This window comes from Paracoccus sp. (in: a-proteobacteria) (assembly GCF_030538495.1).
Lineage (GTDB): Bacteria > Pseudomonadota > Alphaproteobacteria > Rhodobacterales > Rhodobacteraceae > Paracoccus.
Map to the genome: position 1 here is coordinate 175,990 of NZ_JAUNTW010000003.1, position 12,649 is coordinate 188,638.

A 12,649-nucleotide genomic window follows, 5' to 3' on the forward strand; every position below is an offset into this window, starting at 1 on the left:
TTGCGGCCAATTCACCCCCTGAGGATATTTTTGCACAGAAGATAAGGACCTGCCGACCTTTATCTTCTGTGCAAAAATATCCTCGGGGGGAGCCGCGGAACGCGGCGGGGGGCAGACAGCCCCCCTGCTCGGTTGCCTCAATCGCGACATATTGGTTCGCCCTCAACGCGGCGTTCTAACCCTAGCGCACGTCGTGATGCGGCTGAAACCCTGCGGCCTGTGCTGTCTTTAGCTGGGCTGCCGGAATGGTGAACACCGCGATCCGTCCGTCCGGCGACCCGCACAGGGCGATGCGCATCATCCCGTCATCATCCAGCCGCGCATCCAGAACCGTCACGCCCGCCGCCGTCAGGTCATGACGCAGCCGGTCCAAGGCCCCCGCATCCGGCACGCATTGCAGGGTTCCCAAGCTGCGGAACACCTGCACCTGATCCGCATCGGCGGGGCTGTCGCAGCCCGTCAGCGCGACCATCGAACATAAAGCAACGATCACCCGCCGCATCTGCGCCCCCTTTTCATGAAACCGAACCCGGTCACGCCCAACCTACAATGCACGCCAAGGCTTAACAACGCCCTCACGCCACAGTATAGGCAGGCCATGACCCAGAACCCGCCCCTGATCCGCCCCGACCTTGCCCGCGCCAGCGTTCCCGATGACCGCCGCGCCGGACAGCCCACCATTGGCATGGTCAGCCTTGGCTGCCCCAAAGCCTTGGTGGACAGCGAACGCATCCTGACGCGCCTTCGCGCCGAAGGCTACGCCATCAGCCCCGATTATGCCGGAGCCGATGCGGTGATTGTCAACACCTGCGGATTTCTGGACAGCGCCAAGGCCGAAAGCCTTGAAGCGATTGGCGAAGCCCTGACTGAAAATGGCCGCGTGATCGTCACCGGCTGTCTGGGCGCGGAACCCGATTACATCACCGGCGCGCATCCCCGCGTTCTGGCCGTCACCGGGCCGCATCAATATGAACAGGTGCTGGACGCGGTTCACGCCGCTGTGCCGCCGCAGCCCGATCCGTTTATCGACCTGCTGCCCGCGTCCGGTGTGCGCCTGACGCCGCGCCATTACGCCTATCTCAAGATTTCCGAAGGCTGCAACCATCACTGCAAATTCTGCATCATCCCTGATATGCGCGGAAAGCTGGTCAGCCGCCCCGCCCATGCGGTTGTGCGCGAGGCCGAACGTCTGGTCGCCGCCGGGACCCGCGAATTGCTGGTGATTTCGCAGGATACCTCGGCCTATGGGGTGGATCTGAAACATGCGACGGAACGCGATCACCGCGCGCATATCACCGATCTGGCGCGCGATCTGGGGTCATTGGGTGCGTGGGTGCGGCTGCATTATGTCTATCCCTATCCGCATGTGCGCGACCTGATCCCGCTGATGGCGGACGGGCTGATCCTGCCTTATCTGGATATTCCGTTCCAACATGCGCATCCTGACACGCTGCGCCGGATGGCCCGGCCTGCGGCGGCGGCGAAAACGCTGGATGAAATCGCGGCATGGCGCGCGGCCTGCCCGGACATCACGCTGCGGTCGACCTTTATCGTCGGCTATCCGGGCGAAACCGAAGCTGAATTCCAAACTCTGCTGGATTGGCTGGACGAGGCGCAACTGGACCGCGTGGGCTGTTTCCAATACGAAAACGTCGCAGGTGCGCGCGCCAATGACCTGCCGGATCACGTCCCCGATGACGTGAAACAAGACCGCTGGGACCGCTTTATGGCCAAAGCGCAGGCCATTTCCGAATCCAAACTGGCGGCCAAGGTCGGCACCACGCAACAGGTCATCGTCGATCAGGTGGACGATCAGGGCGCGACCTGCCGCACCATGGCCGACGCCCCCGAAATCGACGGCAACCTGTTCATCGACGACGGGTTCGAGGGCCTGACCCCCGGCGACATCGTGACCGTGACGGTGGACGAGGCCGGCGAATACGATCTGTGGGGGCAGTTGGCTTGACCGCGTGGGACATTGCGGGCCAGCCGCGCAAACCCTCTGTTCTGTGCATTGGCGCGCAAAAGGCCGGCACCTCGTGGCTGGCGCAGGTGCTGAACGACCACCCGCAGATCTGGAACCCGCCGTATAAAGAGGTTCAGTTCTTTAACTATCGCTTTATCCCCGGGCATCGCTATTGGATTGACTGGCATTTCCGCAACAAGCCGGGGGAAATCCGGGCGGGCTATGTTCGCCGCAAACAGATCATCCCGCCCGCCATGGACGCCTATCTGACCGCCACATCCACATCCAAACAGCGCGGCACGAACCACTGGTATAAGAAAATCTTCGCCCCGGCCCCGGCGCAGGCCAAGCCGATGGACATATCGCCCGAATATTCGACCCTTCCCGAAGAAGGCGTTGAATTTGTGTCGAAATTTCTGCCAAATGTGAAGGTGATCTATCTGATCCGCGACCCTGTCGATCGCGCGGTGTCGCAGTTGCGGATGAATTTGCGGCGCGAAAAACGCAACCCCGAAACGCTGGACGACTGGCTGGCCGAGGTCGAAAATCCCGTGCTGGAGGAACGCGGCGATTACGCGACCTATGTTCCCCGCTGGCGGCGGTTTTTCGGGCCGGATCAGTTGTTGATCCTGCCCTATGGTCAGATCCGGTCGGATCCCTTCGCGCTGATGGAGCGGGTCGAGCAGCATCTGGGCATCGGGCGCGCCCGCTATGACGCGCTGTGGCGGCGGGTGTTTGCGACCCCGCCGGGGCTGGAGCCGCCGCCGCAGGCGCGCGCCGCACTGGCCGCCCGTCTGGCGCCGCAATATGACTTTTTGCGCACTGAATTTGGCGCGGCCTTTGCGGACGCCACCCGTTAGCCTTTTAACGCGCGCCCGCATCACCTATATGTCGGCCAACTTTGCAGGAGATTCCGATGGCGGCCTATCAATTTGTGTATCACATGGACGGCGTGTCCAAAACCTATCCCGGCGGGAAAAAGGTGTTTGAAAACATCCGCCTGAATTTCCTGCCCGGCGTCAAAATCGGCGTTGTGGGCGTCAACGGTGCGGGTAAATCCACGCTGCTGCGCGTCATGGCGGGCTGGGATAAGGACTTCACCGGCGAGGCATGGGCCGCCAAAGGCGCGACCGTCGGCTATCTGCCGCAGGAACCCGAACTGGATTCGTCGCTGGATGTGCGCGGCAATGTCATGCTGGGCGTGGCCGCGAAAAAGGCGAAACTGGATCGTTACAACGAACTGGCCATGAACTACAGCGATGAAACCGCTGACGAAATGGCCGCGTTGCAGGACGAAATCGACGCGCAAAACCTGTGGGATCTGGACAGCCAGATCGACATCGCTATGGAGGCGCTGCGCTGCCCGCCTGACGACGCCAATGTTGACAGCCTGTCGGGCGGGGAACGCCGCCGCGTCGCCCTGTGCAAGCTGCTGCTGGAAGCGCCGGATATGCTGCTGTTGGACGAACCGACCAACCACCTTGACGCCGAAACGATCGCCTGGCTGCAAAAGCACCTGATCGAATATCCCGGCACCATCCTGTGCGTCACCCACGACCGTTATTTCCTGGACGACATCACCGGCTGGATTCTGGAATTGGATCGCGGCCGCGGCATCCCTTACGAAGGCAACTATTCCGCATGGCTGGAACAAAAGGCCAAGCGTCTGGAACAGGAAGCCCGCGAAGATAAGGCGAAACAGAAAACGCTGGAACGCGAACTGGAATGGATCCGCGCCGGTGCCAAGGCCCGTCAGGCCAAACAAAAGGCCCGGATCAACGCCTATAACGAAATGGCCAGCCAGTCCGAACGTGAAAAGCTGTCCCGCGCCCAGATCATCATTCCCAACGGCGAACGTCTGGGCAACCGCGTGATCGAGGTGACGGGCCTGAAAAAAGCCATGGGCGATAAGCTGTTGATCGAAGGGCTGGATTTCGCCCTGCCCCCCGGCGGCATTGTCGGCGTCATTGGTCCCAACGGCGCGGGCAAATCGACGCTGTTCCGGATGCTGACCGGCAACGAAACCCCCGATGACGGCGACATCGCGTTCGGGGATACGGTGCAACTGTCCTATGTCGATCAGTCGCGCGACGCTTTGGACGCGAATAAAACGGTGTGGGAAGAAATCTCGGGCGGGGCGGAACAGATCGTTCTGGGCGATGCGCAGATGAACAGCCGCGCCTATTGTTCGGCGTTTAACTTCAAAGGCGGCGATCAGCAGAAAAAGGTCGGCCAGTTGTCGGGCGGGGAACGCAACCGCGTTCACATGGCCAAGTTGTTGAAATCGGGCGGCAATGTGCTGCTGCTGGACGAACCGACCAACGATCTGGACGTGGAAACCTTGCAGGCGCTTGAAGCCGCACTGGAAGATTTCGCCGGCTGCGCGGTCATCATTTCGCACGACCGTTTCTTCCTTGACCGTCTTTGCACGCATATTCTGGCGTTTGAAGGCGATGCCCATGTCGAATGGTTCGAAGGCAACTTCGAGGCATATGAGGCCGACAAAATCCGCCGCCTCGGCCCCGATGCCGTGGAACCCAAGCGCGTGAAATATAAGAAATTTACGCGGTAATGTTGGAACGGGCGCATAAAGCGCCCGTTTTTTTAAGGGGTAAGGGGGGCCACACCATGCGCCGCACGGAACAAAACCGCTGGTCATATCGCCTGCGTGAACCGATGAAATCCATCGGTGTGCGGGTCACGTTGTTCAGCGTCGGCGGGGTGGCTTTGGCGTTGCTGACCGCGTGGCTGTCGCCGATGCTGCCATGGGATATGCCGATTCAACCGGCCTCGGGGTCGGTGGATTCGCTGTTGAATGTGGTGGCGACGGCGATGTTGCCGGTCGCGACGTTTTCGGTGTCGATCATCGTGACGGCCTATGGCGCCGCCGCCGGGGGTGCCACGCCGCGCGCCACGCGCCTGCTGGCCGCCGATCCGACCGCGCAAACCGCCGTGGCGGTGTTTATCGGCGCGTTCATGTTCGCCATCGTCGGCATTATCGGGCTGGCCGCCGGCGCGTATGAAGACGCGGGCCGCCCCTTCCTGTTCATCGCCACGCTGGGGGTGATTATCCTGATCGCCTGGGCGTTGCTGCGTTGGGTCCATCACCTCAGCCAATATGGCCGCATCGGCGACATCATCGCCCGCGTCGAGACCGAGGCCGTGGCCGCCGCCCGCTATATGCGCGACAACCCGACGCTGGGCGCGCGCCCGGTGGGGGATGGCTTGGGCGATGACGCGATCCCGCTGGCGAATGAACAGGCGGGCTATGTCCAGCATATCGACGTGGAAACGCTGAACAATCTGGCGGAACAGGCCGGGGTGACGGTCGAAATCCGCCGGATGCCGGGGAATTACGCGCATTATGGTGAACCGCTGTTGCGGCTGTCCGCGCCCTGCCACGATGTGACGGACAAAATGCGCGATGCCTTCACCATCGGCACGGATCGCGATTTTGAACAGGATGTGCGTTATGGCCTGATCGTGCTGTCGGAAATCGCCACGCGCGCGCTGCCGCCGATGGTGAACGACCCCGGCACGGTGATCAGCGTTCTGCGGTCGGGGACGCGGATTCTGACCGCGCTGCACGGGGCCGATGATCCGACCCACGCGCCCGCCGCCGCTCTGCCGCGTTTCGCGCATGTGTTGGCGCCTGAGCTGGACATGGCCACGGTGTATCGCGAATTCTTCGCCCCCGTCGCCCGCGACGGCGCCAATCTGGCCGAGGTGATGCAAACCTTGCTGGATTGTCTGGACGCATTGGAACCCATGGGCGGCGGCGATGCCGCGCGCGATGTGGCGCAACAGGCGCGGATGCGCGCGGAAAAGCATCTGACGCAGGGCTGGGAACTGGACCTGCTGCGTTAACCCAATTCCAACAACGCCGCCAACAGATCGCTGCGCCGCAACAATCCGACCAGACGGTCGCCATCGGTCACGGGGAACAGCCGGTGCGGGTGATCCAGAAACGCCTGCGCGGCTGTCGCCAGATCGGTGTCAATGGGCAGGGTCTGGGGCGCGCCGCTCATTTGGTCGGCGACCGTGCCGCTCCACTGCCGGTAATAGCTGGCCTTCAGCGCGGGGGCAAAGCAATCCTTTTGCGTCAGCATCCCGATCAAGGCGCCGCTGTCATCCAGCACCGGCGCGCCCGACAGGCCGGATGCGACCAGCTGCGCCGCTGCGTCCCGGATGGGCGTTGCGGGCGACAATTGCAGGAAATCGCGCCGCATGACGGTGGCAATGGTGTTCATGGCCGGTCCTTTCGATTGGGGCAGTCGTGGCAGCGGGGGCCGGGCAGGCACTCCATCCCGCCGCAGGATGTCTTGACCGGGCCGCGCCCGAACATCAGGCCCAAGGCCAGCCCGCCACAGGCCAGCACCATGATGACAATGGCGATCAGAAGCTGCGTCATGCCAGATGCCGCGCGAATCCGGGGGTGGCGTGGCGGGTGCCGTCGGCGTTGATGAACAACGCATCCAAACCGCGCGCGGCGGCCAGTTCCGGTCCCTGCGCCCCCGCCGCCATCAGCGCCGTGGCCCAGCCATCCGCCGTCATCCCGTCCTGCGCCACCACCGAGACCTGCGCCACGCCCGCCGTGGGTTGGCCGCTGCGCGGGTCGATGATATGGCTGACGCGCCGCCCGCCCAGATTGAACCCGTTCACACGGTCGCCGGATGTGGCGACCGTGAGGCCGTTCAGGGTCAGCACCTCGGCCATGCCGTCGCGGGGATGTTCAACGCCGACCTGCCACGCCCGACCCGATGGATGCGCGCCATGGGCCGTCACCTCGCCCCCCATATCCAGCAGGAAATCGGCGTGACCGCGCGCGATCAGCAGGTCGGCGATGCGGTCCAAGGCGTGACCCTTGGCAATACCGCACAGGTCGATGGTCTGGTCCGCGCGCGCCTTGGTCACATGGTCGCCGTGGGCGGTCAGCCCCTCCAGCCCCGCGCGCCCGGTGATGGGACCGAACCCCCATTGCGCCACCAACGGCCCGATGGACGGGTCAAAGGCCCCGCCGCTGTCCCCCGCCAGACGCAGCGCCGCCGCGATGACGCCCGCGGTTTGGTCCGGCACCGCATGGCCCCCCGCGCCGCCGCGATTGATGCGCCCGATCACGCTGTCGCCCCGCCATGGCGACATTTGCGCGTCAATAACGCTTAGTTCCGCCGCAATCGGCGCGCGCAGCCGGTCATCCGCGCGCCCCAGCACCAGCCGCCATTCGGTGCCAAAGGCCGCGCCCGTCAGCGCCTGTGTCGCCGGGGCCGCGCGCAGCACCGCAGGGGCCAGAACCGCCGCGCCGGTCAGCGCAATAACATGCCGTCGGGTCAGGTGGGTCATGGGTCAGGCTCCGAAATCGTCGTTAAAGATGGACTGGGGTTCGACCCCCAACCGCGCCAGCGTGGCCAGCACCGCCGAGATCATCACCGGCGGGCCGCACAGGTAATATTCGCAATCTTCAGGCGCGGGATGGCGGCGCAGCGCGTCGCGCACGGTTTCGTGGATAAAGCCGGTTTGCCCGGTCCAGCGATCCCCCGGCGCGGGATCGGTCAGCGCCGCGACCCATTCGAAATTGGGATGCTCTGCCGCGATTGCGTCGAATTCGTCGTTGTAAAACAAATCCCCCGCCGTCCGCGCGCCATAGAAATAACGCATCCTCCGCCCGGTTCCCTGCCCGATCTGTTCGTGAATCATCGCGCGCAGGGGGGCCATGCCGACGCCTCCGCCGATAAAGATCATCTCGCGTTCGGTGGGCTGCACGTGGAATTCGCCAAAGGGTCCGGCGACCTGCACCTGATCGCCGGGGGTCAGGCTGAACAGCCAGGACGACACCAGACCGGGGGGGATGGTGGTTTCTTCGCCCGCCGGGGGGACGGCCAGACGGATGTTGAACACGATCCGCCCCGCATCCTGTGGCCGGCTGGCAATGGAATAGGCGCGGCTGACCGGCACGGCGCTGTGCGCACGGATCGCGGCCCAGCCGGATTCGTCCCACGCCGTGCGATATTCGGGCGGGATGTCAAAATCGGCAAAATCCAGACGATAGGCCGGGGCGGTCAGTTGCGCAAATCCGCCCGCGCGGAAATCAAACCGCTGGCCTTGCGGCAGCTCTAACACCAGTTCGCGGATCAGGGGCGCCAGCATATCGTTCGAGACCACCCGGCAGGCAAAGCTGTCGGCGGCCAGCACATCGCCCGCGACCTGCACATCGACCGGCCCGCGCAGGGTCATCTGACAGGCCAGACGCACGCCCGCGCGGCGTTCGGCGGCGGACAGGATGCCTTTTTCGGTGGCCTGCGCCTGCCCCGCACCCGGCCCGCTGGCGGTGACGCGGCACAGCCCGCAGGTGCCGGACCCGCCACAGGCCGCCGGGATCGGCAGCCCGCCATTATGCAGCACGGACAACAGCTTATCCCCGCGCGCGGCGGGCAATTCGGTGCTGCCGTTGACGGTGACGGTCACCGCGCCCTGCGGGATCAGGCGGCGGCGCGCGGCCAACAGGCCCAGCGTCAGCGCCATCACCAATGTGACCAGAACGGCAAAGCCCAGAACAATCTCGATCATGGTGCCACCATCTGCGCGAATGAGGCAAAGCCCAGCGACATCATCCCGGTCAGGAAAAACGCGATCCCCAGCCCGCGCAGCCCCCCCGGCAAATCGGCATAGGCCAGCCGGTTGCGGATCGCGGCCAGCATGATGACGACGACGGCAAAGCCCACGCCTCCGCCCAGACCAAAGGCCGCGCTTTCGGGCAAGGTCATGCGGCGTTCCACCATGAACAGGCTGCCCGCCAGAATGGCGCAATGCACCGCCAGCAGCGGCAGAAACACGCCAAAGGCCGCATGAATCGCGGGCAGGTAACGGTCCAGCAGCATTTCCAGCAACTGCACCGTCGCGGCGATCACGCCGATAAAGGCAAACAGCGCCAGATAAGACAGGTCCAGATCGGGCCGCCCCATCCACCCCCACGCGCCGGGCGCCAGAAAGATGCTGAAAATCAACTGATTCAGCGGCACGGTGATGCCCATGACCAACACAACCGCCGCGCCCAGCCCGACCGCCGTCGCCGGTTGCCGCGACAGCGCGATAAAGGTGCAAAGCCCCAGAAACAGCGACAGCGGCATGTTTTCAACAAAGGCCGCACGGATGAACAGCGAAAACAGATCCGTCATGGCCGGGACTCATCCTGTTGCGGCAGGGGGAATTCGCGCGGTTCGACCTGTTCGGGGTGGATGCTGCGGATCGCCCAGACCAGCCCGCCCAGCAGGAAAAACCCCGACGGCGCCAGCAGCATCAGGTTCAGCGGCGTGAACCAGCCACCCTGATCCACGGTCGCCCAGACCTGCCAGCCCAGCAGCCGCCCCGACCCGAACAATTCCCGGATGCTGCCGATGATGACCAGGATCAGGGAATAGCCCAGCCCGCTGCCCAATGCATCCACAGCCGAGGGCAGCGGCGGGTTGTGCAACGCGAAGGATTCCGTGCGCCCCAGCACCAGACAATTCGTGGCAATCAGCGCGACAAAGACCGACAGCCTCTGGCTGATGTCATAGAGCCACGCCTGCAACATCTGGTCGATCACGATGACCAGCGACGCGATGATCATGATCTGCACAATCAGCCGGATCGTGGACGGAACGTGGCGGCGGATCGTGCTGATGATCACCGCTGCCATGACGACAACCGCCGTCAGCGATGCCGACATGGTCAGCGCCGTCGTCAGCGATGTGGTGACGGCAAGCGCCGAACAAATCCCCAGGATTTGCAGCGTGACCGGGTTTTGCCGGATCAGCGGTTCGGTCAGCGTCTGCCACAGGCGGGCCATGTCAGAAATCCCCCCGCTGAATCGCCGCCATCAACGGGCCATATCCATCCGGTCCCAGCCAGAACCGCACCATCTGCGTGATCGCGTTCGATGTGCGGGTCGCGCCGGTGATGCCGTCAACTTCGTATTCGTTGGACGCCGGGCCGCGCGCGACGGCAAACCGCAACGTGCCGTCGCTGGCCACAGCGCGGGTGCCGGGGAATTGCGACAGCCAGGCGGGTTCTTCGATCCGCGCGCCCAGTCCCGGCGTTTCCCCTTGCTGCGTGATCGCCAGCCCGGCAATCGTCGCCATATCGCCGCGCAGCGCCAGCATCGCCTGAATCGGCCCGTTATAGCCCGCCCCGACCATCGGCAGGATCACCAGCGACACCCGGTCGTTTTCGCGCAGCAGGTAAATCTGCGTCAGATCGGGGCGCGATCCGATGCCCGCCGTGTCCTGCGCGGGCGTTAGCCCGGTCCAGTTGCTGTTGTCTTGCAGGGCAGAGTCCAGACCTTCGGGCGTCACCTCGGGATGCGCGCGGCCTTGCGGAATCTCGATCACCACGGTGGACAGCGCGCCATCGGGGGATTGGGCCAACAGCTCGGTCATGCCGGGGATGGTGGCGATCAGTTGTTCCAGCCGCGCGTTCTGTTCGGCGGCGCGGTTCGCGGTCTGGATCGGGCGCAGAACGACCGTCGCCCCCGTCACCATCACCGCGCAGATCGTCGCCACGACAAAGGCCATCGCAATCGTCTTGCCCCGGCTGTCATTCGGGGCTGCCAGCATCCGCCGCCACGCGGCCACAGGGTTCAGGTCAGCCAAGGCGTTTCCTCCGTCGTGCGTGCCAGATTGCCAATGCGATTTCGTCGAATAACGGTGCGGCCAGTGACGCCAGCAGCGCCGCCGATACGGCCAGTTGCACCGGCGCGGCGTCGGCCCATTGCGTTGCAAACAGCCCCACCAGCAGCGCATAGACCGCGCCATTCAGCCAGCGGCCCAGTTGCGTGGCGGCCGATGCGACGGGATCCGCGACCAGCCCGACCAGCACCACCCCCGCCGCCGCCGTGACCGCGACCGGCGCGGTGACGCCAAGCGCGGCCAGCACCGCCCACGCGACCCCGGCCCCCGCGATCAGCCGCCAGTTGATGACCCCAAACCACAGCCCGATCGCCGCCGCAGGCCAGACCGCCCAGCCCACCGGCACCGCCAGTTCGGGCCACGGCGCCGCCGGAAAGCCAAAGCCCACAAAGGCCAGCGTCACCGTTGCGGGGTTCAGAATGTTGCGCCCCCAGCCGCCGAACACCAGTTCCGCCATGACGACGCCGAAACTGACCGACAGGATCAGCGCCACCGGTCCCAGCCCAACCGGGGCCAGCATCGCGATATACAGCGCCGTCAGCGCGCCTGCGAATGACGGCGGTTGCGCGCGGGCCAGCATAAACACCACATGCCACAGCCCCGCCACGATCAGCACAAAGATCAGCCGCCCCACGGCATCAGCCCCGCCATAGCTCAGCCACATCGCCGCCATCGGCAGGGCCGTGGCGATCAGCAGCAGGGCGTTTGTTTCGCGGCTCCAGATGCCTTGCATGTCAAAACCCCTGTTCTGCGCCGGTGCGGTCCAACACCCCGCGCAGCAAATCGGCAAAGCGGGGACGCGCGCCGGTGACGTAATCGACCAGAGCCAGATCCGGCTCAGACAGCGACAGCGCGCCCAAAGCTATGGCGGCTTCGTCATTGCCCGACCCCAAGGCGCGCAGAAACGGCACGGCGGGAACCGTCGCGGGCAGCGCCTGATCGACCGCCGCCGACGGGATCACCGGCACAGGGCGCGAGGCCCGCGACAGCGCCGCCCGGAACCAATGCCCGCGCGTGGGGGCGGTGTCGCGCAGGGTCACGGTCACTTGGCGGTCGCCGTGGCGCAGGTGGCGCGTTTCGACTCCGTCCAGCACGGACCCCGACAGGATGCGTTTCGGCCCCGGCGTCATCGCGCCCTGCACCAATGCGCGCAGATCGGCCCCGGCCTGCGTGCGCAGCAGCCGCGCCTGCGACAGCCCCGGCCCGGTGACGGCGACCACCCGCGTTTGCGGCAAATGCCCGCTGCGGATCAACGCGCCCAATGCCGCCACGTCCGGCGCATCCATCACCCAGACGCGGCGGGTCGCGGATGCCGGGTGCTGGGCGTGGATATGCCAGCCCGCCAAGCCGCCGGGATGGATCGCGCCCGCACGGATCATCGTCACATCGGATTGCGCGGCCATCCCGTCATGGATCACATAAACCGGCCCCATCCGGCGCAGGGCCGCGATGCCCGTGGTCAGGTCATCGGCGGACAGCCCGACCATGGGCGACACCGCGCCCGGTCGCGTGTCCGCCGCCGCGATGAAAATGGCGGATGGCGCAATGTCCGGGTCCGCCAGCCGCCCGCCGGGCCGCGTCTGAATCGCCGTCCACAGCCCGGAGGCCAGCAACAGATCGCGCAAACCCTCCACGGTCCCCGCGCCGGTCGTGTCAAACACCCGCCGCCCGCCGTCGGGGTCGTGGAACAACACCACCTGTTCCAAGCGCCGCCCCGGTCCCAAATCCAGACGCGCCACGCGACCCGCGACCGGGGCCGTCACCGTGATGCGCGGATCGCGTCGGTCGGTCAGCAAGGCCGCGCCCTGCGACACTATGTCACCCACGCCCACCTGCGGATCGACGCGGAAATCGGGACCAAAGCCGCCGCCGATGGCGGTTTCGTCGGTGATATGTTCGGGAATATCAACGGATGCCGCGCCAATATCGGGCAAATCCGGCCCGCCGATTCGCAGGGAAATCCCGCGTTGGATTGGCTGTAACACTCCGGCCTCCTTTGGGTTGGTCGGGGGGTGGGGGC

At 65.2% G+C, this 12,649-nt stretch carries 14 protein-coding genes; 4 read left to right on the top strand and 10 right to left on the bottom strand.

What is annotated here, in order from left to right; genetic code table 11:
• Positions 1-181: 181 nt before the first annotated feature.
• Positions 182-502: a hypothetical protein gene (locus Q4G20_RS04025; RefSeq protein ID WP_303342072.1), complete on the bottom strand. Its 321-nt coding sequence runs from the start codon at positions 500-502 to the stop codon at positions 182-184.
• Positions 503-598: 96 nt separating this feature from the next.
• On the opposite strand from Q4G20_RS04025, the gene rimO reads away from it, so the two are divergent.
• From rimO to Q4G20_RS04045, 4 genes are read left to right on the top strand one after another with little or no spacing between them, the layout of a single operon-like run.
• Complete coding sequence (rimO, locus tag Q4G20_RS04030; RefSeq protein ID WP_303342073.1) at positions 599-1,966, top strand: 30S ribosomal protein S12 methylthiotransferase RimO; 1,368 nt, start codon at positions 599-601, stop codon at positions 1,964-1,966.
• The gene (locus Q4G20_RS04035; protein WP_303342074.1) at positions 1,963-2,826 is read left to right on the top strand and encodes a sulfotransferase; all 864 of its coding nucleotides are present in this window, start codon (positions 1,963-1,965) and stop codon (positions 2,824-2,826) included. The genes rimO and Q4G20_RS04035 overlap by 4 nt, the downstream gene beginning before the upstream one ends.
• Before the next feature lie 56 nt (positions 2,827-2,882).
• A complete protein-coding gene (ettA, locus tag Q4G20_RS04040; protein ID WP_303342075.1) occupies positions 2,883-4,538 on the top strand; it encodes an energy-dependent translational throttle protein EttA in 1,656 nt (551 codons plus the stop codon).
• A gap of 56 nt (positions 4,539-4,594) precedes the next feature.
• The gene (locus Q4G20_RS04045; RefSeq protein ID WP_303342076.1) at positions 4,595-5,833 is read left to right on the top strand and encodes a DUF2254 domain-containing protein; all 1,239 of its coding nucleotides are present in this window, start codon (positions 4,595-4,597) and stop codon (positions 5,831-5,833) included.
• Here the strand turns inward: Q4G20_RS04045 and Q4G20_RS04050 are convergent.
• The 9 genes from Q4G20_RS04050 to Q4G20_RS04090 are packed head-to-tail and all read right to left on the bottom strand — an operon-like array spanning position 5,830 to position 12,614.
• Positions 5,830-6,216 (bottom strand): CBS domain-containing protein, encoded by a 387-nt coding sequence (locus Q4G20_RS04050; protein ID WP_303342077.1) that lies wholly within the window; start codon positions 6,214-6,216, stop codon positions 5,830-5,832. The genes Q4G20_RS04045 and Q4G20_RS04050 overlap by 4 nt on opposite strands.
• The gene (locus tag Q4G20_RS04055; RefSeq protein WP_303342078.1) at positions 6,213-6,377 is read right to left on the bottom strand and encodes a hypothetical protein; all 165 of its coding nucleotides are present in this window, start codon (positions 6,375-6,377) and stop codon (positions 6,213-6,215) included. Before Q4G20_RS04055 ends, Q4G20_RS04050 begins: the two co-directional genes overlap by 4 nt.
• Complete coding sequence (locus Q4G20_RS04060; RefSeq protein WP_303342079.1) at positions 6,374-7,306, bottom strand: FAD:protein FMN transferase; 933 nt, start codon at positions 7,304-7,306, stop codon at positions 6,374-6,376. The genes Q4G20_RS04055 and Q4G20_RS04060 overlap by 4 nt, the downstream gene beginning before the upstream one ends.
• A 3-nt stretch (positions 7,307-7,309) precedes the next feature.
• On the bottom strand, positions 7,310-8,530 hold the full coding sequence (nqrF, locus tag Q4G20_RS04065; protein ID WP_303342080.1) for an NADH:ubiquinone reductase (Na(+)-transporting) subunit F: 1,221 nt from the start codon (positions 8,528-8,530) through the stop codon (positions 7,310-7,312).
• Positions 8,527-9,138 carry an NADH:ubiquinone reductase (Na(+)-transporting) subunit E gene (locus Q4G20_RS04070; RefSeq protein ID WP_303342081.1) on the bottom strand — a complete coding sequence of 204 codons (612 nt, stop codon included), beginning with the start codon at positions 9,136-9,138 and terminating at the stop codon, positions 8,527-8,529. The genes nqrF and Q4G20_RS04070 overlap by 4 nt, the downstream gene beginning before the upstream one ends.
• Positions 9,135-9,791 carry an NADH:ubiquinone reductase (Na(+)-transporting) subunit D gene (locus Q4G20_RS04075; RefSeq protein ID WP_303342082.1) on the bottom strand — a complete coding sequence of 219 codons (657 nt, stop codon included), beginning with the start codon at positions 9,789-9,791 and terminating at the stop codon, positions 9,135-9,137. The genes Q4G20_RS04070 and Q4G20_RS04075 overlap by 4 nt, the downstream gene beginning before the upstream one ends.
• A gap of 1 nt (position 9,792) precedes the next feature.
• Complete coding sequence (locus Q4G20_RS04080; RefSeq protein WP_303342083.1) at positions 9,793-10,593, bottom strand: FMN-binding protein; 801 nt, start codon at positions 10,591-10,593, stop codon at positions 9,793-9,795.
• The gene (locus Q4G20_RS04085) at positions 10,586-11,362 is read right to left on the bottom strand and encodes an RnfABCDGE type electron transport complex subunit D (protein ID WP_303342084.1); all 777 of its coding nucleotides are present in this window, start codon (positions 11,360-11,362) and stop codon (positions 10,586-10,588) included. The genes Q4G20_RS04080 and Q4G20_RS04085 overlap by 8 nt, the downstream gene beginning before the upstream one ends.
• 1 nt (position 11,363) lies before the next feature.
• Entirely contained in the window at positions 11,364-12,614 is a 1,251-nt protein-coding gene (locus Q4G20_RS04090) for a Na(+)-translocating NADH-quinone reductase subunit A (RefSeq protein WP_303342085.1), read from the bottom strand.
• Between the last annotated feature and the right edge of the window lie 35 nt (positions 12,615-12,649).